The organism is Bradyrhizobium huanghuaihaiense, from assembly GCF_007830635.1.
Lineage (GTDB): Bacteria > Pseudomonadota > Alphaproteobacteria > Rhizobiales > Xanthobacteraceae > Bradyrhizobium > Bradyrhizobium huanghuaihaiense.
Genome location: NZ_VLLA01000024.1, coordinates 1 through 24,248, shown reverse-complemented (window position 1 = coordinate 24,248; position 24,248 = coordinate 1). Strand labels below are relative to the sequence as shown.

Below are 24,248 nucleotides of genomic sequence, written 5' to 3'. Positions count from 1 at the left end.
CTGGTCAGGCTTTGCCGTATGAGCCCTGGTAGCGGCCCTCGCGGATCGCCTTCATGGTCTCTTCCTCGCGCGCGACCTGGGCACGCACGGCCTCGAGCAGCGCGGCGGCACCAGTGGCCGGAAACGACACCACGCCGTCCTCGTCGCCGACGACGATATCGCCGGGCGCGATCACGGTGCCGCCGATCGTAACAGGCACATTGATCTCGCCGGGACCGTTCTTGTAGGGACCGCGATGGATCACCGCGCGGGCGTAGCAGGGGAAGTCGTCGGCCGCGAAGGCCGCGACGTCGCGGATCGCGCCGTCGATCACATAGCCTTCGGCTTTGCGCCACTGCGCGATGTTCTTCATGATCTCGCCGACCAGCGCGCGGGTCTCGTCGCCGCCGCCATCGACCACGATGACGTCGCCGGGCCCGACCAGCTCCAGCGCACGGTGGATGGCGAGATTATCGCCGGGCCGGGTGCGCACGGTGAAGGCCGTCCCCACCAGCTTGCCGCCGCGATGATAGGGCTTGAGCCCGACCGCGCCCGGCAGCCGGGCGAGATTGTCCGAGATGACCGAGGTCGGCGCACCGCGAAAGCCCGCGATGATCTCGGCGGGCGGCTTCGGCACGCTGTTCGCTGCGATCGTGATCGTCATGTCAAAGAGTCCTTTCGTGAATTTTCTTGTTCGGCATGCGCCGGCGCCTTCGCCGGCAAAATCCGGAAGGCGCGCCCTTCCTTCATCCACGCCGCGCGCTCGTCGCGCAACAGGCTTCTTGGCGGCGCCTCGGGGTGAGGCACTCGCGGGACGAAGTGTAACAGCGACAGCTGCGCCTTCAAGACATCAGCGCTCGGCGCCGCAGCCCGGACTATCGAACAGCGCCGCGAGCCCGCATTTCGAGGTCAGCATCTTGTCGCCGTCATGGCCGACGCCGGCGACATCCCAGACCCGGTGATTGGGCGTGCCATGGTCGCGCTTGGCCATCGCATCGGCATAGGCGTGACCGCGGGCGTAGCGCGTCGGCCCCTGCGCCTCCGCCATGCAGCTCTTATCGAGCGCGGACTGTTTTGGATTGGTGTCGAGCGTGCCGAGCAGGTAGATCACCTCGCGCTCGACATAGCGCTGCGCGAGTGCCGCAGCTGTCGCGTCCGCGAGATAGGGCGGACGGTCGCCCATGCCGTATTTCCAATTGTCGTAGCCGGGACAGGATGCGGCAACCTTCGGCAGCGGCCGCTCAGCGCTGAAATAGGCATAGGACGAGGGATTGGCGACAACGTAGCGAATGTCGATATGCTGGCGCAGCAGCGGCGCCTCGCCCTTGCCCGCGATCGCATAGCGCTGCACCACCTGGCCGCCGCCGGAATGCCCGGCGATCACGACCTGCTTCAGGTTCGGAAAGACGCGCCGGTCCGAGAGTTTTGCCAGGATCGCATCGAGCGCCTCGAACGACGACACCGGATTCGGCGCGAGCGCGGCATCGCCGCCCTCCCAGCCCTCGAGCGACCAGCGCAGCGTATCCGCGGGCAGCTTGTACGCCTCGATATCGATCTCCGCCAGGAACTGCGGGACGATCATCAGCGCACTCTTGCCGTCGTCGCCCGCTGCGGCCTGCGCGTTGTTGGCCGATATGTAATATTCGTCGGCATTGCGCAGGCGTCCATGCAGCACGATGACCGCGCGCGAGACTGCCGGCAGCGGCATCGACCAGTCGCGCGAGAGGTAAAGCGGCAGCATTCCCCGCCCGCCGACCGAGAGCCTGGCATCGCCGATGGCCTTCACCGGCTTGCGGTTGGGTGCATCCTCCTCCGCTGCGAAGGCATGGCCGCACGTCAGCATCAGGGCGAGTGCGGCAAGTCGGGCCAGCGCTCTCATCACGGAGATTCCCCCTCGGATTCAAATCGATAAAAGTCTAAGCGCATCACGTGCCGCGCGGCTGTGACTCCCGCGCCACGTCAAGCAAAAAATGTCAGCATCGCAGCCATGAAATTCCCGGGTTCCATGGGTGACAAGCCGGCGATAAAGGGGCAAAAATCTGGCCCGACTCGGTTCGAGTTGAGTCGTGTAAGGAATGCCCTCGTAAAATGTCGCTTGTCGTTGCATCGCGTCGTGCGGCGCTTCTCGTTGCCGCAGCAGGATTTTTTCTGCTGACGCAGTCGCATGCCCAGGCGCAATGGTGGAAACGCGCGCCCGTCGACTTCGAAGAATGCGCCGATGCCGCCGAGAAGGCTGCAACCAAGGCCGAGAAGACAGCCGCGCTCGCCGATTGCAACGCCAAGTTCGCCGGCCGTCGCAAGCCGGGTGGCGGCTACACCTATTACGACTTCCTCCAGGACCGCACCTTCGACATCGCCGGGCCCAACCCGACTCCGGAGGAGCAGAGGAAGATCGACGAAACCTATACCGCCTACCTCGCCAATCAGCGCCGCAGCAATGAAGCGGCCCAGGCCACGGCGCGCCAGCAGCGTGAGCAGCAGGAGCAACAGGTCCAGCAGCTTCAGCAGATCGCCCTGCGAACCGAGGCCGAGCGCGTTCCGGTGCCGGTCGAGCGGCCGAAGGTGCAGCAGACCGCCGGCCAGCGCCCGAAGGGCGCGGCCTGCACCAAGGGCTCGTTCTCCTGCGAATGGCCGCGGCTGTCGGAAAGCTTGAACGATTTGAAGAAGCTGTTCAGCCCGACGCCGAGCAAGCCGGCGAAGAAGGGGTAGCCAGCCACAGCCGTCATTGCGAGCGCAGCGAAGCAATCCAGAGTCTTTCCGCGGAGGGATTCTGGATTGCTTCGCTGCGCTCGCAATGACGAATGGATAGAGATTCCCGCCCCATCCTCAATTCGCGTGCTTCTTCTTTGTACGCTTCGGCTTTGTCACTGGCGCATCCACCGTCGCCGCCGTTGAACCACCCAACTGCGACCTGCTCTCCTGCAATCGCCTGTCATAGCCGGGCGAGGTCATGACCGTCGGCGGCCTCGCAAGGGCGAGCGTCGATGCGCCGCAGAGCGCGGTCAGCGCGACCCCGATCATCAAACAACGCCTCATCGCGCTCCTCCCTGCACTCAGGCCGTCCCGCGAATCTGCTGCGGCGACAGCCCGGGCGGGCCGTTGCCGGCAACTTCCGCCTCCTTCACCAGCGCAACAATGCGGCGCATCAGCGGCACGGCGACATTGTTCTGCTCGGCAAGCGCGATGACTTCGCCCTGGAGATAGTCGATCTCGGTCTTGCGACCCTGCTTCAGATCCTGCCACATCGAGGAGCGCGCCTCGGGATCGATTTTCATGGTCCGCCCGAGGATCGCATTGAAGATCATGTCGGGCAGTCGCAGCAAGGTCGGCGACCAGTTCATCGGGATCGGCGTCGACGAGACCGGCGCGATGCCGGCGGCCTGCAGGGCAGCCAGGCCCTCCGCCATCTGGTCGGCGAACAATCTTCGCCAGTCGCGGTTTGCCAGTTGCGCGGCGAGCGGCATGTCGGACAACGCGCTGAGCGCGTTGTTCAGATTGATGATCAGCTTGCCCCATTGCACGCCGGTCATGTCACCGCTCGCGCGCACATTGAGGCCGGGCACCGAAAGTGTCCCGGCGGTGTGTGCCTCGTCTTCTCCGACATGGATGTCGCCGGAGCTCGAGCGGTGGAAGCGCCCCTCGCCCATCGCGACCACGTTGAACGGCACCATGCCGGCGAGCACGCGCCGGCCGCCGAGGCGTTCGCGCAAGACCGCGACATTGCCGATCCCGTTCTGAAGCGAGACGATCACGGCATCCTGCGGCGCGTGCTGCGCTATCTGGTCCGCGACCTCGGCGGTGTCGGCGCTCTTCACCGTGACAAGCACAACTCCGGCGCTGTGGAAGATCGAAGGGTCTTCCGAGAGCGCGAGCTGGCCGGCGCCGAGCTTCGTCTCGGAGCCGTCGAAATCGGTCAGAAGCAGGCCGAACCGCTCGATCTCGGTCTTCACCCGCGGCCGCACCAGGAGCGCGACGCGGCGGCCGGCCGCTGCCAGCATGCCGCCGACGAAACAGCCGATGGCGCCCGCCCCGGCCACCACGATGGGTCGATCCGCAACCACCTCGTTCTCCTTATCGTCCCGCTTCGATAGCAGAGGCAACGCCGCCTGCCCAATGGTTGCGACGCATCCGCCTTGTAACCGTCATGAGAGCCCCATATGTTTTCGCCCCGGGGGCAGTCAGCGGCGAGCGCTCGCCGAACGAGACGCCAAAGGAGAGTACCATGGGTCTACTCGATGTCCTCAACGGCATGCAGAACGGCCCCCGCGGCCAGAGCACGCCAAGCTCAGAGCAATCCTCCGGCGGCATGTCGCCGATGACCATGGCGCTGCTAGGCCTGATCGCCTGGAAGGCCTTCAAGCATCTGACGGCGGGCCAGCCCGACGCGGCGCCTGCCCCGCAGCAGCGCTCACCGCTGCCGCCTCCGACGCCAGTCAACACCGGCAATGCCGCGCTTCCCGGCGACAGCGGCGGCCTCAGCGATCTGCTCAAGGGCGGCCTCGGCGGCCTGCTCGCCGGTGGCGCGGCCGGCACCGTGCTGAGCGGCGGGCTCGGCGATCTCCTCAAGCAGCTCCAGCAGGGCGGCCAGGGCGAGACCGCGAATTCCTGGGTTGGCAAGGGCGAGAACAAGCCGATTGCGCCAGGCGATCTGGCCAATGCGCTCGGTGCCGACCAGATCCAGAGCCTGTCCGCCCAGAGCGGCCTGTCGCGCGAGGAGCTGCTCTCCGGTCTCAGCCAATATCTGCCGCAGGTGGTCGATCATCTGACGCCGGACGGACGGCTGCCGACCGAGAATGAAATCTCGGGCAGGATTTAGCAGAAGTCTTCAGTTCAGTTTGAGCGTGATCCGCTCGGAAAACCGCGGCACACTTTTCCGGATCACGCTCTGCGAATTCAGGAAGGGGAGGAGCACTGTCATGAGTTTCGGCGGCCTGTTGTGGATCATCATCGTCGGCTTCATCGCCGGCCTCATCGCGCGCTGGCTCGCGCCGGGGCCGAACAATCCGAGCGGCTTCATCCTCACCACCATCCTCGGCATTGCGGGTGCGTTTCTGGCGACCTTCATCGGTCAGGCCATCGGTCATTACAGCCCCGACCAGGGCGCCGGCTTCATCATGGCCACAGTCGGCGCGGTGGTGGTGCTGTTCATCTGGCACCGCCTGGTGGCCAGCGGGGTGATAAAAGGGTAGCGCGCTAAGGCGTCGGTGGAAGGCACACTGCCTCCACATCGTCATTGCGAGGAGCTCTTGCGACGAAGCAATCCAGACTGTCACCGCGGACACGTTCTGGATTGCTTCGCTTCGCTCGCAATGACGAGTTAGGTAATCAAATGCATCCCAGCATCCATGCGCACGACCTCGCCGGTCATGTTGCTGGAGGCCGGCATCGCCAGGAAGCAGACGAGCTGCGCGATGTCGTCGGCGGATGATGCGACCTTCAGCGGCACCTTCGCCACCACGCTGTCGCGCACCTGCTTGGCACCCGCCTCGCCGCGGCCCTTGGTGAACCAGGGCGTGTCGATATAGCCGGGGCACACCGTGTTGACGCGGATCAGCGGCGCCAGCGCGCGCGACAGCGACAAGGTCATGGTGTTGAGCGCGCCCTTGCTCGCGGCATAGGCGATCGACGAGCCGACGCCGCTGATGCCGGCGACCGACGACACGTTGACGACCGCCGACGGGCGGCCCGATGCCTTCGCACCGGCCTCCAGCAGGCTGCGCGCGGCGCGCACCATCTGGAACGGGCCGATGGTGTTGACGCCATAGAGCCGCTGGAAATCCTCAGCCGACAAGCCGTCGAGATCGGCATGGGCGACATGCTTGGTGATGCCGGCATTATTGACGAGCACGTCGAGGCGGCCCCAGCCGCTCGCTGCCGCGACGATCTTGCGGCAATCCTCATCCTTCGAGACGTCGCCCTGCGCAACCAGCACCTCCGCAGCGCCCGCCTTGCGGCAGACTTCCGCAGTGGCCTCGGCCTCCTTCTGGCTCGACGAATAGTTGATGACGAGCCGCGCCCCGCTCCGTGCGAGAATTTCTGCGGTCGCAGCTCCGAGGCCGGATGCGGACCCCGTCACGATTGCGCACAAGCCGTCCTTTGCCATCCGGTATTTCCTTCCTTTTGTAAGTTGCTGGCGCCCTGTTTAGCGAGTTTGCCGCGCCCTGCAAATCGAGCAAACTCCGCTAAGCGGAATTAGTCCAGGCCAGCTCTCGCCCCCATGTCCGCGCCGCAGATGGACCTGCGATCAACGCTTGTCAGGGCCATGGCTTTTTCCGATCATCGGGCGCAAGAAGAGACTGCACGCCAGCTCATCAGGCAGGCGCGCCAATGGCAAAACACGGGGAACGCTGTGGCGGAGAGTGACAATATCGTCGTCGAGACCGCGGAAAAAATCTTCGCCGATCTCGCCGATCCGCAAACCATCAACAACGACAAGAACAATTCGTGGCAGGCGCCGCTGTGGCAGGCGCTGAGCGAAGCCGGCTTGCCGCTGGCGTGGGTGCCTGACGATCTCGGCGGCTCCGGCGCGAGCCTTGCCGACGGTTTTGCCTTGCTGAACGCCGCCGGCCGCTTCGCCGTCGCGGTTCCCCTCGCCGAGACCATGCTGGCGGGCTGGCTGCTCGCACAGGCCAGGATCGCCTCGCCCGAGGGCGAGATGACGGTCGTGCCGGCGAGCCCGAAGGATCGCATCACCCTTGATGCCGATGGCGCGCTCTCCGGCCGTGCCCGCGGCGTGCCCTTCGCCAAGGCAGCGAAACATTTTGCGGTGTTGGCGCACGGCAAGGATGGCGCGGTCATCGCGCTGGTCGATGCCAGCACGGGGCGGATCGAATCCGGGCTCAATGTCGGCTACGACCACAGCGACACCGTGACGCTCGACAAGGTCCAGCCGATCACGATCAAGCCAGCACCAAAGGGGCTCGACCAGACGACCCTGATGCTGATGGGCGGCGTTGCGCGCAGCCTGCAGATCGCCGGCGCGCTGGAAGCGATGCTCGACATTTCCGTGCGCTACTCCAACGAGCGCGTCGCCTTCGAGAAGAAGATCTCGAAATTCCAGGCCGTGCAGCACAACCTCGCGCGCCTCGCCGGCGAGTCCGCTGCGGCGCTTGCGGCCGCAACATCTGCGGCCGACGCCATCGCGAATGCAAAATCGTTCAACGACGAGGTCTATCTCGAAGCCGCCTCGGCAAAGATCCGCTGCGCGGAAGCCGCCGAAAAGGGCGGCGGCATCGCGCATCAGGTCCACGGGGCGATCGGCTTCACCATGGAGCACATCCTGCACCGCTATTCGCTGCGGGCACTGGCCTGGCGTGACGATTTCGGTTCGGAAAGCCATTGGGCCGTCGAGCTCGGCAAGCTGGTCGCCACCAGAGGCGCCGATGAATTGTGGCCGCTCGTGGCGTCGCGCTGATCGGAGAGAGAACACATGACCGCAGCCCTCCGTTTCGATCCGATCCGCCTGCCCGAAAAATGCGAGCAACTGCGCAAGGAAGTACGCGCCTTCCTCGCTGAGGAAATCGCAGCCGGCACCTTCGATCCGAACAAGCCCAACCGCGAGGACACCGACGCGCCGGAATTTTCCCGCCGGGTCGGCGCCAAGGGCTGGCTGGGGATGACCTGGCCGAAAAAATATGGCGGCCAGGAGCGCTCCTTCCTTGAGCGCTACGTCGTCACCGAGGAGATGCGCGTCGCCAACGCGCCGACGCGGCGCTTCTTCGTCGCCGACCGCCAGAGCGGGCCGGTGCTGCTGAAATATGCGCCCGAGCACATCAAGATGGAGATATTGCCGCGGATCTGCCGCGGCGAGATCTGCTTTGCGATCGGCATGAGCGAGCCGAACTCCGGCTCCGACCTGTTCGCGGCGAAAACGCGCGCGACCAAGACCGACGGCGGCTACCTCATCAACGGCACCAAGATCTGGACCTCGTCGGCGCACATCGCCGACTACATGATCGCGATCTTCCGCACCTCGCCGCCGACCAAGGAAAACCGCCGTCACGGCCTGACCCAATTCCTGGTCAAGATGAAGCAGCCCGGCATCAAGGTGAACCCGATCGGCCAGATCACCGGACAGTACGAGTTCAACGAGGTCGTCTTCACCGATCACTTCATCCCCGACGATCACGTGCTCGGCGAAGTCGACGGCGCCTGGAAGCAGGCGACGAGCGAGCTCGCCTATGAGCGTTCGGGTCCCGAGCGTTTCCTCGAAACCTACTACGTGCTGACCGAGCTGGTCCGCGCGGTCGGTCCCAACCCGGATACGCGCAGCGCCGAAGGCATCGGCCGCCTCGTCGCGCAGCTCCACACCATGCGGCGCATGTCGGTCTCCGTTGCCGGCATGCTGCAGGCCGGCAAGGAGCCGGTGGTGGAGGCGTCCATCGTCAAGGACATCGGCACGGTCTGGGAGCAGCAGCTTCCGCACCGCGTGCGCGATCTCGCCGCCTTCGTCGAGGAGACCGCGACCAATCGCGAGACGCTGGAGCGGCAGCTCGACTTCGCGATCAAGACCGCACCGAAACTCACCATCCAGGGCGGCACCACCGAGGTGCTGCGCGGCATCATCGCGCGCGGGCTTGGCCTGCGCTAATTCAGTCGAGGATCATCATGAGCACGTATAAAGACATCGGCGTCGAGAAGGTTGGGCACGTCGGCACCATCGAGATTCGTCGCCCGCCGCTCAACTTCTTCGACATCTCGCTGATCAACCAGATCGCGGACGCGCTCGACGAGTTCGACCGCGACATCGAAATCCGGGCTTCCGTCCTGTCGGCGCAAGGCAAGGCGTTCTGCGCCGGCGCCAATTTCGGCGACCCGGCCCGACAGGCGCAGGAAGTGCGCGAGGCCGAGCAGGCCAAGAAAGGCGATCCGGCTGACAATCTCGGCCAGATCAGCCATCTCTACATCCAGGCCGTGCGCATCTTCCGCGCCAAGAAGCCGATCGTCGCCGCCGTGCAGGGCGCCGCCATTGGCGGCGGCCTGGGCCTTGCGGTCTCCGCCGACTTCCGCGTCACCTGCCCCGAAGCGCGCTTCTCCGCCAACTTCACCAAGCTCGGTTTCCATCCCGGCTTCGGCCTCACGGTGACGCTGCCGGAGCTGATCGGCAAGAACAACGCCGAGCTGATGTTCTACACCAGCCGCCGCGTCACCGGCGAAGAGGCCTACAAATGGGGCCTCGCCAACGAGCTGGTGCCGCAGGACCAGGTGAAGTCGACCGCGATGAAGCTCGCCGGCGAAATCGCCGAATGCTCCCCGCTCGGCCTGCTCTCGACCCGCGCCACGTTGCGCAACGGCCTCGCCGACCGCGTCATGGCCGCGACCAATCACGAGCTCGCCGAGCAGACGCGCCTGCGCGCGACGGAGGATTTCAAGGAAGGTGTGAAAGCGACCGAGGAGCGGCGCGCGGCGAATTTCAGGGGAAGGTGATTGCGGCAGGGTCTCGCCGTGTCCCTCTAGCGCTTCCACAAACTCCCTGTCGTCCCCGCGAAAGCGGGGACCCATAACCACAGGGAGTGGTTGTAACGCGCGTTGACAACTCCGAGTCTTCGCCAAACCACTCCCTGTGGTTATGGGTCCCGGATCTGCGCTTCGCTTGTCCGGGACGACAGCGGTGCGTGTGGCAACCGCTCACGCACCAAGCCGGAACGTCACACCGCCGAGCAGAAACTCGTTCCCCGCGACCGCAAGGCCCCTCGCCTTGGCGGCATGCAGCACCTGGGCCACGTCAGCCACCCGAAACTCCATCGCGCTCATGATCTCGCTGGCGCCCTTGACGAAGCGGAAAGTGGCATTGGGCAGCTCCAATTCGGCATCGCGTGGCGCAACGCCGATGATCTTGCCCCAATGCTCCGCCAGCCCCTGCGGATCCGGACTCTGCATCTCCACACCCGTCAGCGCCTGCGTCACATCCGTGCGGATGAACTTCTGCCAGTCCGGCCCTGCTGGCGGATACTGGCCCAAAATGTCGTCGCTGCCTTCGGTGTGGTTGAACTCGATGAAGGCGGCGCGGCAGTCGCGGGGGTGGAGCTGGACGCCGTGATAGGGTGCATGGTCGATGACGTTGGCGGTGCGCACACCCATGGCGTTGGCGTTGCGGCCGCGCTCGTCGGGATCATCGCAGCAGAAGATCGCCATGTAGCCGCCGCGGCCGCCGGTCTTCTCGATGAAGCGGCCGGCCGTGGTGCCGTCCTTGAAGGGCGCCACCACCTCCAGCAGGATCGTGTCGACCGGGAGCAGCGCATTCTCCAGGCCGTATTTGGCGACATTGCCGTCGCGATAGCAGACGGCGAGACCCATGATCCGGGCGATGTCGGTGATCACGGGCTCGAGATGCGGCGCGACCAGGCAGATCTGCCGCAAGCGCATGTAGGACGCCATCGTCACTCGCCCCTGAAGGCGGGCTTGCGCTTCTCGACGAAGGCTTTTGCCGCCTCCTTGTGATCGGCGGTGTCGCCGCAGCGGGTGTGGTGGATGGCCTCGCCGTCGAAGCAATCCTCCAGCGCCAGATGCTCGGCATTGTTGATGTTGCGCTTGATATAGCCGAGCGCGATCGAGGGCCCTTGCGCCAGCGACAACGCCAGCTCATGCGCGGCCGCATCGATCTCGGCGTCGGGCACGACCTTCGTCACCATGCCGATCGCGTGCGCTTCCTTCGCGGTCAGCACCGGCGACATCAGATAGAGCTCGCGCGCCCGCGCGCCGCCGAGCAGCTGGGTCAGGAAATAGGTGCCGCCGTAATCGCCGGAGAAGCCGACTTTCGCGAAGGCGGTGGTGATCTTGCAGGATTCAGAGGCGATGCGCAGGTCGCAGGACAGCGCCATCGAGAGGCCCGCGCCGGCCGCCGCGCCGTCGAGCTGCGCCACCACCGGTTTCGGCATCTGGTGCAGGATGCGCGAGACCTCCATGCCACGGCGCAGATTCGCAAGCTTCTGCTCGAACGGCAGCGGCGCGCGGCCCTCCGCCATCGACTTGACGTCACCGCCGACGCAGAACGAGCCTCCGGCGCCCTTGAACAGCACCGCGCGCACCTCCGGGTCGTCAGCCGCACGGCGCGCCGCCTCGACCAGCCCGCGCACCATGTCGGGATTGAGCGCGTTCTTCCGCTCCGGGCGGTTCATCGTGATGGTGAGCAGCCCGCCTTCGAGCTTTTGCAGGACCATGTCGTTGCTCACAGGACGTCTCCCTTGTTGTTGTTTGACCGAGCTATCACCCCACCCGTCATTGCGAGGAGCGAAGCGACGAAGCAATCCAGACTGTCTCGGCGGAAGCATCTCTGGATTGCTTCGCTGCGCTCGCAATGACGAGGTTTATTTCTTCACCAACGGGCAACGCGACTGCTCCAGCGACTGGAACGCCTCGCTGCCGGGCACGGTGGCGAGCAGCTTGTAGTCGTCCCAGCGGCCCTTGGACTCCGACGGCTTCTTCACCTCGAACAGGTACATGTCGTGGATCATGCGGCCGTCCTCGCGGATCTTGCCACCCTTGGCGAAGAAGTCGTTGATCGGCGTCTCCTTCATCACCTTCATGACCGCGGCGGCATCGGTCGTGCCGGCCGCCTTCACGGCCTTGAGGTAATGGGTCACTGACGAATAGACGCCGGCCTGCGCCGAGGTCGGCGGCCGCTTGACCCGCTCCATGAAGCGCTTCGAGAACGCGCGCGTCTCGTCGTTCATGTCCCAATAGAAGGCCTCGGCCAGCAGCAGGCCCTGCGCGGTCTCCAGCCCGATCGAGTCGATGTCGGTGACGAAGGCGAGCAGCGGCGAGACCTTCTGACCGCCCTTGGTGATGCCGAACTCGGCCGCCTGCTTGATGGCGTTGACGGTGTCGCCGCCGGCGTTGGCGAGGCCGATCACCTTGGCCTTGGAGGCCTGGGCTTGGAGCAGGAACGACGAAAAATCCGACGTGTTGAGCGGATGGCGGACGCTGCCGAGCACCTTGCCGCCGGTCTTGGTCACGACGTTGCTGGTGTCCTTCTCCAGATCCTGGCCGAAAGCATAGTCCGCGGTCAGGAAGAACCAGGTGTCGAGGCCCGACTTCACGGCGGCAAGGCCTGTCACGTTGGCCTGTCCGAAGGTGTCGAACACGTAGTGGACGGTGTAGGGACCGCAGGCCTCGTTGGAGAGACGGATCGAGCCCGGTCCGTTGAACATGATGATCTTGTTGCGCGCTTTCGCGATCTCGCCGGCGGCGAGCGCAGTCGCCGACGCCGCGACGTCGTAGATCATCTCCACGCCCTGATTGTCGAGCATGTCGCGAGCGATGTTGCCGGAGAGATCGGCCTTGTTGAGATGGTCGGCAGCCAGCACCTGGATCTTGCGTCCCAGCACCTCGCCGCCGAAATCCTCAACGGCCATCTTCGCCGCGGTCTCGCTGCCGGGACCGGTGATGTCGGCATAGAGGCTCGACATGTCGAGGATGCCGCCGATCTTGAGTGGCGGCTTGTCCTGGGCCTGCGCGGCGCTCGTACTCAGGGCAAACGCGGCGGCAAAAATGCCGGACAAAACATTCTTCATCGAAAAGACCTCCCTTATCGCGCCGTGCTCTGATGGCGGCTTGGTTATTGCTGTTGCCGCAATCATGCCGCATGCGCGAGAGCGCAGCAAGCACGGGGGTGCTGCAAGCGCACGATTGCTGCGCATGTTTTCCGCAAAACGGAATGGTGGCGTGCGGAAAGATGCTTCCACATCGTCATTGCGAGCGCAGCGAAGCAATCCAGAGTCTTTCCGCAGAGACAGTCTGGATTGCTTCGCTGCGCTCGCAATGACGGCGTTCGAGGAAGCCCCTTCGCGCCCCGCCACGCTTGAGTTAAGCTAACGCGCAACACAACCTCTCCGGGTCACGTGACGCGACTGCTTCGTCCCATCATCGCATTTTTCATTTTCGCGGGTCACACCGCGTTCACGGCACCGTGCCAATTCGAATCGCAAGGCGAAGGCCGCGTCGCCGCTATCGTCGATGCGCGCAGCGTGCGGCTCGATGACGGTCGCGAGATCCGTCTCGCCGGCATCGAGCCGACGGCGACGACGAAGCAGGCGCTGACATCCCTGCTCGCCGGCCGCGACGTGACGCTGCGAAGCACCGACGACACGCCCGACCGCTACGGCCGCCAGGGCGCACTGGTCTTCATCGATGAAAGCGACACGTCCGTCCAAGCCATGCTTCTGGCCCAGGGCGACGCGATTGCCTCCGCCGAAATCACCGACAAGGACTGCGCGGCCACCCTGATGGCGTCGGAGGCGCAGGCAAGGCGCCAAAAAATGGGCAGGTGGGCTGACCCATCGGCCATAAAAAACCCGGAAAGTCCGGACGATATTTTGGCGGGGATCGGGCGCTTTATGGTGGTCGAGGGCAAAGTCCTGTCGGTCCGGCAAGCTGGGGCAACGACCTACCTCAACTTCGGACGGAACTGGACACGCGGCTTTGCCGTGACTATTTCAAAGCGCGCACTACCGGCGTTCGAAAGTGCCGGGATTTCCCCTAAGTCTTTGGAGAACCGACGTATTCGGGTCCGGGGCTGGATTGAGGGGACGACGGGGCCGCGTATCGATGTGCGTCTCTTGGGACAGGTTGAATTGCTGGGCGCAAATGAGCCTACTGGGGTAAGGCCGTAACGGCCAGGCACGGGTTAAGCGACGTGAATGGGGTGCTAGAACGGCACGGACTGGGTGATTGCCGCCGCCTGCGGGCTGCGCCGGCCGCGCTTTGCCTTGCGCTGGGCGGGCTTCTCGCCGGCTGCGGCGACATGAACCGGTTCCAGACCGCCGCCGCCCCGCCCACCGTGGCGATGCCCAAGCCGAAGCCTGCGGTCGCGCAGACCCCGGCCACCGAGAAGGAGCACGAGCGCATCCTGGCGAGCTATGGCGGCGCCTATGACGACCCCAGGCTCGAATCGCTCGTCAGCAAGACCGTCGACCGGCTGGTCGCCGCGTCCGACCGCCCCGACCAGGGCTACAAGGTCACCATTCTCAATTCCGGCGCGGTGAACGCCTTCGCGCTGCCGAACGGCCAGCTCTATGTGACGCGCGGCCTTCTTGCGCTGGCGAGCGACACCTCGGAATTGTCCTCCGTGCTCAGCCACGAGATGGCGCATGTGCTGTCCAAGCACGCCGCGATGCGCGAGGACCAGGCGCGCCAGGCCGCGATCGTCACCCGCGTCGTCACCGACATGAGCAACGACCCCGACCTCACTGCGCTCGCGCTCGCCAAGACTAAGCTCACCATGGCGAGCTTTTCGCGCAACCAGGAGTTCGAGGCAGACGGCATCGGCGTTGGCATCTCCGCGAAAGCGCATTTCGATCCTTATGGAGCCGCACGCTTCCTTTCGGCGATGGAGCGCAATGCCGAGCTCAAGGCCGGCAAGAGCTCGCTCGATCCGCGCGCGCAGGATTTCACCTCGTCGCATCCGGCGACACCCGAGCGCGTGCAGAATGCGCAGAACATCGCGCGGCAATATGCGGCGCCTGAGGGCGCCGAGCGCGACCGCGAGAGCTACCTCGCCGCGATCGACAACCTCGTCTATGGCGAAGACCCCAGCGAAGGCTTCGTTCGCGGCCGCCGTTTCCTGCATCCGAAACTCGGCTTCACCTTCCAGGCGCCTGATAATTTCACGCTCGACAACACCGCGCAGGCGGTGATCGGCGTGCGCGACGGCGGTTCGCAGGCGATGCGCTTCGACGTCGTGCGCGTCCCGGCCGAGCAGTCGCTCGGCGACTACCTCAATTCGGGCTGGATGGAAGGCGTCGAGAAGGCCTCGACCGAGGATATCACCATCAACGGTTTCCCGGCCGCGTCCGCCACCGCCAAGGGCGACCAGTGGCAGTTCAAGGTCTATGCGCTGCGCTTCGGCAGCGACGTCTACCGCTTCATCTTCGCGGCCCGGCAGAAATCGACCGAGAGCGAGCGCAACGCGCGCGAGACCGTCAACTCATTTCGCCGCCTGACGCTCGACGAGATCCAGGCCGCGCGCCCGCTGCGCATCAAGGTCATCACCGTGCAGCCCGGCGACACCGTGGAATCGCTCTCCCACCGCATGGCCGGCGTCGACCACCCCGCCGAGCGCTTCCGCGTGCTCAACGGCCTCGACCGCACCGCGCAGGTAAAGGTGCGGGATCGCGTGAAGGTCGTCGCGGATTGAGGTTGCGCTAAGCGCACGTCATCCCGGGGCGCGCTTGAGCAGCGAACCCGGGATCTGGGCTACAAATTCGCTGCCGTAGGGTGGGCAAAGCGAAGCGTGCCCACCATTCCCCACCACAATCGCTGAAAGGTGTTGGGCACGGCGCTATGCGCCTTTGCCCACCCTACAGGCTCCGCGCTTGATTAAGCGCCCGCGTCCATATCCCCGGCCTCGCGCTGGCCACTGAGCCAGAGCGCGAGTAGGGTCCAGAACGCACCGGAGAGCAGATAGGCGCCCGAAGCGATGACGCCGAGATTGGTCGCAAGCAGCAGCGCGACCAGCGGCGCGAAGCCGGCGCCGAACAGCCAGGCCATGTCGGAGGTCAGCGCCGAGGCGGTGTAGCGATACGCCTGCTTGAAGTTCGAGGCGATCGCGCCCGAGGACTGGCCGAAGGAGAGGCCGAGCAGGATGAAGCCGATCACCATGTAGATGGTCTCACCGAACGCGCCGGCGTCGAGCAGCTGCGGCGCAAAGCCGCTGTAGATCGCGATCGCGATCGCCGAACCCATCAAGAGCGACTTGCGGCCGACGCGGTCGGCGATGACGCCGGAGGCCACGATCGCGGCAACGCCGAACACGGCGGCGACGATCTCGATGATCAGAAAGCGCACCGGGCTCTCGCGGGTGAACAGGAACACCCAGGACAGCGGAAACACCGTGACCATGTGGAACAGCGCGAAGCTCGCCAGCGGCGCGAACGCGCCGAGCATGATGTTGTGGCCTTCGCGCGCGACGGTGTCGGAGATGCGCGAGGGCTGCAGTTCGCGGGTCTCGAACAGCGAGGCGTATTCTTCCGTCGTCACCATGCGCAGGCGGGCGAACAGCGCCACGACGTTGATGGCGAAAGCAACGAAGAACGGATAGCGCCAGCCCCAATCGAAGAAGTCGTCGGCCGAGAGGTTGCCGGCGAAATAGGCGAACAGCGCGCTCGCCACGATCAGCCCGAGCGGAGCCCCGAGCTGCGGCACCATCGCGTACCAGCCGCGCTGGGAGGCCGGCGCATTCAGCGCCAGCAGCGAGGCCATGCCGTCCCAGGCGCCGCCCCAGGCCAGACCCTGCGCGATGCGCGCCAGCGCCAGCAGCCAGATCGCGGCAACACCGATCTCGTGATAGCCGGGCAGGAAGGCCAGCGCGACGGTGGCGGTGCCGAGCAGGAACAGCGCCGAAACCAGCTTGGCCGTCTTGCCGTACTCCCGGTCGACCGTCATGAAAATGACGGTGCCGATCGGCCGCGCCAGGAACGCCAGCGCGAAGATCATGAAGGAATAGAGCGTGCCGGTCAGTTCGCTGGTGAACGGGAACACCAGGCGCGGGAACACGATCACCGAGGCGATCGCGAAGACGAAGAAGTCGAAGAATTCCGAGGTGCGCCCGATGATGACGCCGATGGCGATCTCGCCGGGACTGGCCTGGTCGTGGCCGTGCTCGCCCGAGTGGAGGTCTGCCATTGCGGGGGTCTGTGCCGTCGCCATTCGTGCGCCCTTAACGTCCTGAAAACCAAAGCCGACCGCCCGGCGGGTAGCCAGGCAATCCGGCCCTGTCTGGCCCAACATTCCGCAGTGCAACATTGGACAAATTGTCCAATGTCCGGATTGCTGCGTCGCAGCTACCCGTTGGCCCCGCAAAGGAAACTCATTCTCAAAGGCTCGGCCCGTGTCTCGTCTCAAGATCCTGGCGCTACTACCTCTGGCTGCCGCACTCAGCGGCTGCGACTACGTCGTGCTGGCGCCAGCCGGCGACATCGCTGCCCAGCAGCGCGACCTCGTCATCATCTCCACCGTCCTGATGCTCCTGATCGTCGTCCCCGTGATGGCGCTGACGGTGCTGTTCGCCTGGCGCTACCGCCAGTCCAACACCTCCGCCCGCTACGAGCCGGAATGGGACCACTCGACCAAGCTCGAGCTGGTGATCTGGTCGGCGCCGCTGCTGATCATCGTTTGCCTGGGCGCGCTGACCTGGATGGGCACGCATCTGCTCGACCCCTATCGCACCCTCGGCCGCATCAAGGCGGAGCAGGCCGTGGACCAGTCCAGGGCCCCGCTCGAGGTCGACGTCGTCGCGCTCGACTGGAAATGGCTCTTCATCTATCCGGACTACGGCATCGCCACCGTCAACGATCTCGCAGCTCCCGTCGATCGTCCGATCAAGTTCCGCATCACCGCCTCCTCGGTGATGAACTCGTTCTACATCCCCGCGCTCGCCGGCCAGATCTATGCGATGCCGGGCATGGAGACCAAGCTCCACGCCGTCGTGAACCACGCCGGCACCTACAAGGGTTTCTCGGCCAACTACAGCGGCGCCGGATTCTCCGGCATGCGCTTCAACTTCCAGGGCCTCGACGACAAGGCCTTTGACGCCTGGGTCGCGCAGGCCAAATCCGCCGGTGGCTCGCTCGGCCGCGCCGAATATCTCAAGCTCGAGAAGCCCAGCGAGAACGAGCCGGTGCGCCGCTACGGCACGGTCGATTCCGATCTCTACCGCCTGATCCTCAACATGTGCGTCGAGACCGGCAAGATGTGCCAGAGCGAGATGATGGCGATCGACGCCAAGGGCGGCCGCGGCCATGAGGGCCTGAACAACACTCTCCCGCTCACCTACGACAAGTACGCCCGCCGCGGCACCCCGCTCGGGCCGGAGCCGACCTTCGTCGCCGGCACCTGCACGCCGGATGCGCCGCAGGGTCAGACCACCGCGTCGATCAAGGCCCCCACCGACATTGCGCCGCTCACCGGCGCCGGCCTGAAGCGGCCGACCTTCACGCCGCTGAAGTCCTCGTCCTTCTTCCTCGGACAGCGTCCGAAGTCAGACTCCTAAAGAGAACGCGCATGTCTCCTGATCTTCTCAAGCTCATCTTCGGCCGGCTCGGCCTCGAATCGCTGCCGCTGCACGAGCCGATCGTCGTCGGCACCTTCGCGGTGGTCGCGCTCGGCGGCGCCACGCTGCTCGCCGGCCTCACCTATTTCCGCCTCTGGGGCTACCTCTGGCGCGAATGGTTCACCACGGTGGACCACAAGCGCATCGGCATCATGTACATGATCCTCGGCATCGTCATGCTGCTGCGCGGCTTTGCCGACGCGCTGATGATGCGCGGCCAGCAGATGCTGGCCTTTGGCGGCTCCGAAGGCTATCTCAACGCCCATCACTACGACCAGGTCTTCACCGCCCACGGCGTGATCATGATCTTCTTCGTGGCGATGCCGCTGGTCACGGGCCTGATGAACTACGTCGTGCCGCTGCAGATCGGCGCGCGCGACGTGTCGTTCCCGTTCCTGAACAATTTCAGCTTCTGGATGACGGTCGGCGGCGCGGTGCTGGTGATGGCCTCGCTGTTCATCGGCGAGTTCGCCCGCACCGGCTGGCTGGCTTATCCGCCGCTGTCGAACATCGGCTACAGTCCTGACGTCGGCGTCGACTATTACATCTGGGCGCTGCAGGTCGCCGGCGTCGGAACGACGTTATCCGGCATCAACCTGATCTGCACCATCGTCAAGCTGCGCTGCCCCGGCATGACCATGATGAAGATGCCGGTGTTCACCTGGACCTCGCTCTGCACCAACATCCTGATCGTCGCCTCCTTCCCCGTCCTGACCGTCGTGCTCGCGCTGCTTTCGCTCGATCGCTACGTCGGCACCAACTTCTTCACGAACGATTTCGGCGGCAGCCCGATGATGTACGTGAACCTGATCTGGATCTGGGGTCACCCCGAGGTCTACATCCTGGTTCTCCCGGCCTTCGGCATCTTCTCGGAAGTCACCTCGACCTTCTCCGGCAAGCGGCTGTTCGGCTACACCTCGATGGTCTACGCCACGGTGGTCATCACCATCCTGTCGTACCTGGTGTGGCTGCACCACTTCTTCACGATGGGTTCGGGCGCCAGCGTCAACTCGTTCTTCGGCATCACCACGATGATCATCTCGATCCCGACGGGCGCGAAGATGTTCAACTGGCTGTTCACGATGTATCGCGGCCGCATCCGCTACGAGCTGCCGATGATGTGGACGATCGCCTTCATGCTGACCTTCGTGCTCGGCGGCATGACCGGCGTGCTGCTGGCGGTGCCGCCGGCCGACTTCGTGCTGCACAACAGCCTGTTCCTGATCGCGCATTTCCACAACGTGATCATCGGCGGCGTCGTGTTCGGCGCGTTCGCCGGCATCAACTACTGGTTCCCGAAGGCGTTCGGCTTCAAGCTCGATGTGTTCTGGGGCAAGCTGTCGTTCTGGTTCTGGGTCGTCGGCTTCTACCTCGCCTTCATGCCGCTCTACGTGCTCGGCCTGATGGGCGTGACCCGCCGCCTGCGCGTGTTCGACGATCCGTCCCTGCAGATCTGGTTCGTCATCGCCGCGATCGGTGCCTTCCTCGTCTTCCTCGGCATCCTCTCGATGCTGATGCAGTTCGCAGTCAGCCTCCTCAAGCGCGAGCAGCTCAAGGACGTCACCGGCGATCCCTGGGACGCGCGCACGCTGGAATGGGCGACCTCATCGCCCCCGCCGGACTACAACTTCGCCTTCACCCCCGTCGTTCACGACAATGACGCGTGGTGGGACATGAAGAAGCGCGGCTACCAGCGTCCGCTCACCGGGTTCAAGCCGATCCACATGCCCAGCAGCACCGGCACCGGCGTCATCCTCGCCGGCCTCGCCACCGCGATGGGATTCGGCCTGATCTGGTACATCTGGTGGCTGGCGGCTGCGAGCTTCCTCGCGATGCTCGTCGTCGGGATCGGCCACACCTTCAACTATCACCGCGACTTCGACATTCCGGCTGAAGACGTCATCCGGACCGAGGACGCGCGCACCAAACTGCTCGCCGGAGCCAAGTAAATGACTGTCGCTGTCAATCCCACGCAAACCGGCGAGCCGCTGTTCTATCTCGCCGACGAACACCCGCATCCGGAAGGCTACAGCACCTCGCTCGGCTTCTGGATCTACCTGATGAGCGATTGTCTCATCTTCGCGATGCTGTTCGCCACCTTCGGCGTGCTCGGCGCCAACTACGCCGCCGGCCCCGCGCCGAAGGACCTGTTCGACCTCGACCTGGTCGCGGTGAACACCTCGATGCTGCTGCTGTCGTCGATCACCTATGGTTTTGCCATGCTGACGATGCAGCAGAACAAGGTCGCCCAGACGCAGATCTGGCTGGCGATCACCGGCCTGTTCGGTCTCGCCTTCATCGGCATCGAGCTCACCGAGTTCGCCCACATGATCCATGAAGGCGCTACCCCTCAGCGCAGCGCCTTCCTGTCCGCCTTCTTCACCCTGGTCGGCACCCACGGCCTGCACGTCACCTGCGGCATCATCTGGCTGGTGACGCTGATGGTGCAGGTCGGGAAATTCGGCCTGATCGAGGCCAACCGCCGCCGCCTGATGTGCCTGTCGATGTTCTGGCACTTCCTCGACGTGGTCTGGATCGGCGTCTTCACCTTCGTCTATCTCCTGGGAGTTCTGCGATGAGCACCGATACCCACGCAGCCGGCGCGCACGACCATCACCACGACGACGGCCACGCCCACAGCACGTTCTCGGGCTACATGCTCGGCTTCGTGCTCTCGGTCGTGCTCACCGCTATCCCGTTCTGGCTGGTGATGAGCGGCGTGCTGCCGAGCAAGCAGATCACCGCGCTCGTCATCATGGCCTTCGCGGTCGTGCAGATCGTCGTGCACATGGTCTACTTCCTGCACATGAACGCCAAGTCCGAGAATGGCTGGACCATGATGGCGCTGATCTTCACCATCGTCATGGTGGTGATCGCGCTGTCCGGTTCGCTGTGGGTGATGAGCCACCTCAACAGCAACATGATGCCCATCCATCAGATGAGCGGAATGAAGTGAGCGATACCCTGACGTGAGCAAGACTCGGACCGTGACGAGCAAGGCAGACCGGACGGGCGGCAAGGCTGCGCGTCCGCGCCTGTGGCTCACGGTCCTCTCGCTCACGGCCTTTGCACTTCTGATCGCCCTTGGCGTCTGGCAGATCGAGCGCCGCGCCTGGAAGCTGGCGCTGATCGACCGCGTCGAGCAGCGCGTCCATGCCCCGGCCCAGCCGATCCCCGCGCCGGCGGCTTGGCCCACAATCACCGCCGCAAGCGACGAATACAGGCACGTCAGCGCCACCGGCCGCTTCCTGCACGACCGCGAGACGCTGGTTCAGGCGGTGACCGAGGAAGGCCCCGGCTATTGGGTGCTGACGCCGCTTCAGCGCGCCGACGGTACGCTGGTTCTGGTCAACCGCGGTTTCGTGCCGACCGAGCGGCGCGACGCATCGACGCGCCAGACCGGTAATCCCGAGGGCAAGGTCGAGATCACCGGCCTGTTGCGGATCACCGAGCCGAAGGGCGGCTTCCTCCGCAACAACGTTCCCCAGCACAACCGCTGGTACTCGCGGGACGTCGCCGCGATCGCGGCGGCGCGCGGCCTCCACGACGTCGCCCCGTTTTTCGTCGATGCCGACGCCGGATCACAAAGCGCCGGCGGGCCCATCGGCGGATTGACCGTGATCCGCTTTCCCAATAACCACCTGATCTATGCGCTGACGTGGTTTGCCCTGGCTTTCATGCTGGCCGGTAAACTTCTCGTCACATTCGGCGGCGGGCTGTTCCGCCGCAGGCGCTTCGTCCACGAACCGGCCGGCGGCCCTGATGCCGCTGCCCGCAGGACGGGATCAGATGCTGGAACGATCGTCGAACAGGCCTGACGACGGAAGAACGCAGACGCTCGCCCAAAGCGGGGGACTGGCCGTCACGCTGCAATCGCAGGCGGATACGCGCAGCGAGCTGATCGGCGCTGCGCCCACCGACGACGAGACCAACCGCAAGAATATGGCGCTGCTGATCCAGCTGCGCTGGACCGCGGTGGTCGGCCAGATCGTGACCATCGGCGGCGTGCATTTCTGGCTCGGAATCCCACTGCCGCTGGAGCGGATGGGTGCGGTGATCGGCGCGCTGGTGCTGCTCAACGTCTCCAGTCTGGTCTGGGTCCGCCATCGCGCAGCGATCTCCAGCAACGAGCTGCTGGTTGCCCTGATGCTCGATGTCGCGGCGCTGACTGCGCAGCTTTACCTCAGCGGCGGCGCGACCAATCCCTTCACGTCACTCTTCCTGCTCCAGGTGACGCTGGCCGCCGTGCTGCTCGACGCGCGATCGACCTGGTCGCTGGTGGCGCTGACCTGCGCGTGCTTCGTCTGGCTGACGATGGCGTATCGACCGCTCGAGCTGCCGCCGAACCCGATCAGCGAGACCTACAGCCTCACCGTCACAGGCATGCTGCTGGGCTTCGCCCTCAATGCCGTGCTGCTGGTCGTGTTCGTGACCCGCATCAACAGGAACCTGCGCGAGCGCGACGCGCATCTGGCGGCGCTGCGCCAGCATGCCGCCGAGCAGGATCACATCGTCCGCATGGGCCTGCTTGCCTCCGGCGCCGCGCATGAGCTCGGTACGCCGCTGGCCTCGCTCTCGGTCATCCTCAGCGACTGGCGCCGCATGCCGGATCTTGCCGCCAAGCAGGAGCTCGCCGAGGACCTCGCGGAGATGGAGACCTCGCTGCAGCGCTGCAAGTCGATCGTGACTGGGATCCTGGTGTCGGCGGGTGAGGCCCGCGGCGAAGGCTCCTCGCCGACGACGGTGACGGCGTTCGTCACCGCTCTGGTCGACGAATGGCGCAACGCCCGTTCGGCGCGCACGCTCTATTTCGTCAACACTTTCGGCGAGGACGTCGCCATCGTCTCCGACGTCGCGCTGAAGCAGGTCATCTTCAACGTGCTCGACAACGCTTACGAGGTCTCTCGCGACTGGGTCGAGCTTGTCGCCGAGCGCGAGGGCGACAATCTCGTGCTGTCGATCTCCGATCGCGGCCCGGGCTTTGCGCTGGAGATGCTGGCGCAGCTCGGAAAGCCCTACCACTCGAGCAAGGGCCGCGCCGGCGGCGGGCTCGGCCTGTTCCTGGTGGTGAATGTGGTGCGCAAGCTGGGCGGCAGCGTGACCGCCGAGAACCACAGGAAGCGCGGCGCCACGGTGCGCCTGACGCTGCCGCTCGCAACGCTCGCGATCGGAGGCAGCTTTGACGCCTGACCGTTCGCTCATCGTCGTCGAGGACGATTCCGGCTTTGCGCGCACGCTGAAGCGCTCGTTCGAGCGCCGCGGCTACGAGGTCGTGATCGCCGCCTCGATCGAGGAGGTGCGCAAGGTGCTGGAGGAACGCTCCTTCGGCCATGCCGTGGTCGACCTCAAGCTCGGCGGCGCCTCCGGGCTCGCCTGCGTCGAGCTGCTGCATACGCATGACGAGGACATGCTGATCGTGGTGCTGACCGGCTTTGCCAGCATCTCGACCGCCGTCGAAGCGATCAAGCTGGGGGCCTGCCATTACCTCGCAAAGCCGTCGAACACCGACGACATCGAGGCCGCCTTCCACAAGGCCGAAGGCAACGCCGAGGTCGCACTCGACAGCCGGCCGACCTCGATCAAGACGCTGGAATGGGAGCGCATCCACCAGACCCTGATCGAGACGGATTTCAATATCTCGGAGGCGGCGCGGCGATTGGGGATGCATCGCAGAACACTGGCGAGGAAGCTCGAGAAGCGGCCGGTGAAGTAGGACCAGGGCGCGTCTCTCTTCTCGTCGTCCCGGCGAAGGCCGGGACCCATACCGCGGAATCTATCGTTGCGATCGGTAGAAGTACCGAACGACCATTCTTCGTCAAACTTCTCCTTGGGGGTATGGGTCCCGGCCTTCGCCGGGACGACACCGCGTTTGTTGAGCCGACGACCGCATCATCACTCCACGGCCCAATCGGGATAGGGGGAAGCCTCGCGGCTCCGCCCCTCCCACACCACCGGACATACGGGTCCGTATCCGGCGGTTCAGCGGATTATGCGGGTCGCCGTGCCGCGACGGAAGCCAAGCCGAGTGAGGCAAAGAAGCCGTTTGGCAGAGCAATGGTGAGCGCGGGGCTGTTCGCGAGCCGCCAAGGGCCACGTGGGCTGCCGGCGGTTTGCGCCGCCAGATCCCGGCCGACGCCGCGGCGTCGCAACTCGGCAAAGCGAGCGGGTCCATACTTCCATTGCTTCCAGGCAACGGCGCGCAACCGTCGCCTGATCCACTGGT

25 protein-coding genes and 1 pseudogene are annotated in these 24,248 nt (G+C 65.2%); 16 read left to right on the top strand and 10 right to left on the bottom strand.

Annotation, left to right across the window (positions count from 1 at the left end; all coding sequences use genetic code 11):
- Window positions 1-4: 4 nt before the first annotated feature.
- The 3 genes and pseudogenes from IQ16_RS34890 to IQ16_RS34885 all read right to left on the bottom strand — a co-directional run bounded on the left by IQ16_RS34890 (window position 5) and on the right by IQ16_RS34885 (window position 1,858).
- Entirely contained in the window at window positions 5-643 is a 639-nt protein-coding gene (locus IQ16_RS34890) for an RraA family protein (protein WP_026312166.1), read from the bottom strand.
- Window positions 640-834: pseudogene (locus IQ16_RS47695) on the bottom strand (hypothetical protein); the annotation flags it as partial. The pseudogene IQ16_RS47695 and the gene IQ16_RS34890, both read right to left, overlap by 4 nt.
- Window positions 830-1,858 carry a hypothetical protein gene (locus tag IQ16_RS34885; protein ID WP_018644129.1) on the bottom strand — a complete coding sequence of 343 codons (1,029 nt, stop codon included), beginning with the start codon at window positions 1,856-1,858 and terminating at the stop codon, window positions 830-832. The pseudogene IQ16_RS47695 and the gene IQ16_RS34885, both read right to left, overlap by 5 nt.
- A gap of 209 nt (window positions 1,859-2,067) precedes the next feature.
- Here IQ16_RS34885 and IQ16_RS45970 point away from each other — a divergent pair, with 209 nt between their 5' ends.
- Window positions 2,068-2,688, top strand: coding sequence for a hypothetical protein (locus IQ16_RS45970; RefSeq protein WP_018644130.1), 621 nt, complete (start codon window positions 2,068-2,070; stop codon window positions 2,686-2,688).
- Between the two features lie 117 nt (window positions 2,689-2,805).
- On the opposite strand, the gene IQ16_RS34875 is transcribed toward IQ16_RS45970, so the two are convergent.
- Together IQ16_RS34875 and IQ16_RS34870 are read right to left on the bottom strand one after the other, a co-directional pair.
- Window positions 2,806-3,015 (bottom strand): hypothetical protein, encoded by a 210-nt coding sequence (locus IQ16_RS34875; protein WP_018644131.1) that lies wholly within the window; start codon window positions 3,013-3,015, stop codon window positions 2,806-2,808.
- 17 nt (window positions 3,016-3,032) lie between these two features.
- A complete protein-coding gene (locus IQ16_RS34870) occupies window positions 3,033-4,040 on the bottom strand; it encodes a 2-dehydropantoate 2-reductase (protein ID WP_026312167.1) in 1,008 nt (335 codons plus the stop codon).
- A gap of 161 nt (window positions 4,041-4,201) precedes the next feature.
- Between IQ16_RS34870 and IQ16_RS34865 the strand changes: the two genes are divergently transcribed.
- On the top strand, window positions 4,202-4,795 hold the full coding sequence (locus tag IQ16_RS34865) for a YidB family protein (protein WP_018644133.1): 594 nt from the start codon (window positions 4,202-4,204) through the stop codon (window positions 4,793-4,795).
- Window positions 4,796-4,895: 100 nt separating this feature from the next.
- Window positions 4,896-5,168, top strand: a complete 273-nt coding sequence (locus IQ16_RS34860) for a GlsB/YeaQ/YmgE family stress response membrane protein (protein ID WP_018644134.1) — start codon at window positions 4,896-4,898, stop codon at window positions 5,166-5,168.
- A 128-nt stretch (window positions 5,169-5,296) separates the two neighbouring features.
- Here IQ16_RS34860 and IQ16_RS34855 read toward each other — a convergent pair whose 3' ends face one another.
- Complete coding sequence (locus IQ16_RS34855) at window positions 5,297-6,082, bottom strand: SDR family NAD(P)-dependent oxidoreductase (RefSeq protein WP_018644135.1); 786 nt, start codon at window positions 6,080-6,082, stop codon at window positions 5,297-5,299.
- Between the two features lie 246 nt (window positions 6,083-6,328).
- Between IQ16_RS34855 and IQ16_RS34850 the strand changes: the two genes are divergently transcribed.
- The 3 genes from IQ16_RS34850 to IQ16_RS34840 are packed head-to-tail and all read left to right on the top strand — an operon-like array spanning window position 6,329 to window position 9,405.
- Window positions 6,329-7,393: an acyl-CoA dehydrogenase family protein gene (locus tag IQ16_RS34850; protein ID WP_026312168.1), complete on the top strand. Its 1,065-nt coding sequence runs from the start codon at window positions 6,329-6,331 to the stop codon at window positions 7,391-7,393.
- Window positions 7,394-7,408: 15 nt separating this feature from the next.
- Entirely contained in the window at window positions 7,409-8,569 is a 1,161-nt protein-coding gene (locus IQ16_RS34845) for an acyl-CoA dehydrogenase family protein (protein WP_018644137.1), read from the top strand.
- A 17-nt stretch (window positions 8,570-8,586) separates the two neighbouring features.
- On the top strand, window positions 8,587-9,405 hold the full coding sequence (locus IQ16_RS34840) for an enoyl-CoA hydratase/isomerase family protein (protein ID WP_018644138.1): 819 nt from the start codon (window positions 8,587-8,589) through the stop codon (window positions 9,403-9,405).
- Between the two features lie 201 nt (window positions 9,406-9,606).
- On the opposite strand, the gene IQ16_RS34835 is transcribed toward IQ16_RS34840, so the two are convergent.
- The 3 genes from IQ16_RS34835 to IQ16_RS34825 all read right to left on the bottom strand — a co-directional run bounded on the left by IQ16_RS34835 (window position 9,607) and on the right by IQ16_RS34825 (window position 12,491).
- Window positions 9,607-10,356: a VOC family protein gene (locus IQ16_RS34835; RefSeq protein WP_020607939.1), complete on the bottom strand. Its 750-nt coding sequence runs from the start codon at window positions 10,354-10,356 to the stop codon at window positions 9,607-9,609.
- 2 nt (window positions 10,357-10,358) lie between these two features.
- Entirely contained in the window at window positions 10,359-11,150 is a 792-nt protein-coding gene (locus tag IQ16_RS34830) for an enoyl-CoA hydratase (RefSeq protein ID WP_018644140.1), read from the bottom strand.
- A gap of 135 nt (window positions 11,151-11,285) precedes the next feature.
- The gene (locus IQ16_RS34825; protein WP_018644141.1) at window positions 11,286-12,491 is read right to left on the bottom strand and encodes an ABC transporter substrate-binding protein; all 1,206 of its coding nucleotides are present in this window, start codon (window positions 12,489-12,491) and stop codon (window positions 11,286-11,288) included.
- Here IQ16_RS34825 and IQ16_RS47550 point away from each other — a divergent pair.
- From IQ16_RS47550 to IQ16_RS34810, 3 genes are read left to right on the top strand one after another with little or no spacing between them, the layout of a single operon-like run.
- On the top strand, window positions 12,469-12,792 hold the full coding sequence (locus IQ16_RS47550) for a hypothetical protein (protein ID WP_158646959.1): 324 nt from the start codon (window positions 12,469-12,471) through the stop codon (window positions 12,790-12,792). The two genes, IQ16_RS34825 and IQ16_RS47550, sit on opposite strands and share 23 nt — an antisense overlap.
- Window positions 12,793-12,818: 26 nt before the next feature.
- Window positions 12,819-13,589 (top strand): thermonuclease family protein, encoded by a 771-nt coding sequence (locus IQ16_RS34815; RefSeq protein ID WP_321175532.1) that lies wholly within the window; start codon window positions 12,819-12,821, stop codon window positions 13,587-13,589.
- A 32-nt stretch (window positions 13,590-13,621) separates the two neighbouring features.
- Window positions 13,622-15,112, top strand: coding sequence for a M48 family metalloprotease (locus tag IQ16_RS34810; RefSeq protein WP_018644142.1), 1,491 nt, complete (start codon window positions 13,622-13,624; stop codon window positions 15,110-15,112).
- 182 nt (window positions 15,113-15,294) lie between these two features.
- Here IQ16_RS34810 and IQ16_RS34805 read toward each other — a convergent pair whose 3' ends face one another.
- A complete protein-coding gene (locus IQ16_RS34805) occupies window positions 15,295-16,623 on the bottom strand; it encodes an MFS transporter (RefSeq protein ID WP_026312169.1) in 1,329 nt (442 codons plus the stop codon).
- A gap of 181 nt (window positions 16,624-16,804) precedes the next feature.
- On the opposite strand from IQ16_RS34805, the gene cyoA reads away from it, so the two are divergent.
- From cyoA to IQ16_RS34770, 7 genes are read left to right on the top strand one after another with little or no spacing between them, the layout of a single operon-like run.
- The gene (cyoA, locus tag IQ16_RS34800) at window positions 16,805-17,965 is read left to right on the top strand and encodes a ubiquinol oxidase subunit II (protein WP_018644144.1); all 1,161 of its coding nucleotides are present in this window, start codon (window positions 16,805-16,807) and stop codon (window positions 17,963-17,965) included.
- An 11-nt stretch (window positions 17,966-17,976) separates the two neighbouring features.
- On the top strand, window positions 17,977-19,974 hold the full coding sequence (cyoB, locus tag IQ16_RS34795) for a cytochrome o ubiquinol oxidase subunit I (RefSeq protein ID WP_018644145.1): 1,998 nt from the start codon (window positions 17,977-17,979) through the stop codon (window positions 19,972-19,974).
- A complete protein-coding gene (gene cyoC, locus IQ16_RS34790) occupies window positions 19,975-20,604 on the top strand; it encodes a cytochrome o ubiquinol oxidase subunit III (protein ID WP_018644146.1) in 630 nt (209 codons plus the stop codon). It begins immediately after the preceding gene.
- Window positions 20,601-20,981 (top strand): cytochrome o ubiquinol oxidase subunit IV, encoded by a 381-nt coding sequence (gene cyoD, locus IQ16_RS34785; RefSeq protein WP_018644148.1) that lies wholly within the window; start codon window positions 20,601-20,603, stop codon window positions 20,979-20,981. Before cyoC ends, cyoD begins: the two co-directional genes overlap by 4 nt.
- Window positions 20,982-20,994: 13 nt before the next feature.
- Window positions 20,995-21,843 (top strand): SURF1 family protein, encoded by an 849-nt coding sequence (locus IQ16_RS34780; protein WP_018644149.1) that lies wholly within the window; start codon window positions 20,995-20,997, stop codon window positions 21,841-21,843.
- On the top strand, window positions 21,815-23,215 hold the full coding sequence (locus IQ16_RS34775; RefSeq protein ID WP_026312170.1) for an ATP-binding protein: 1,401 nt from the start codon (window positions 21,815-21,817) through the stop codon (window positions 23,213-23,215). The genes IQ16_RS34780 and IQ16_RS34775 overlap by 29 nt, the downstream gene beginning before the upstream one ends.
- The gene (locus tag IQ16_RS34770; RefSeq protein ID WP_018644151.1) at window positions 23,205-23,738 is read left to right on the top strand and encodes a response regulator transcription factor; all 534 of its coding nucleotides are present in this window, start codon (window positions 23,205-23,207) and stop codon (window positions 23,736-23,738) included. Before IQ16_RS34775 ends, IQ16_RS34770 begins: the two co-directional genes overlap by 11 nt.
- Window positions 23,739-24,248 lie beyond the last annotated feature (510 nt).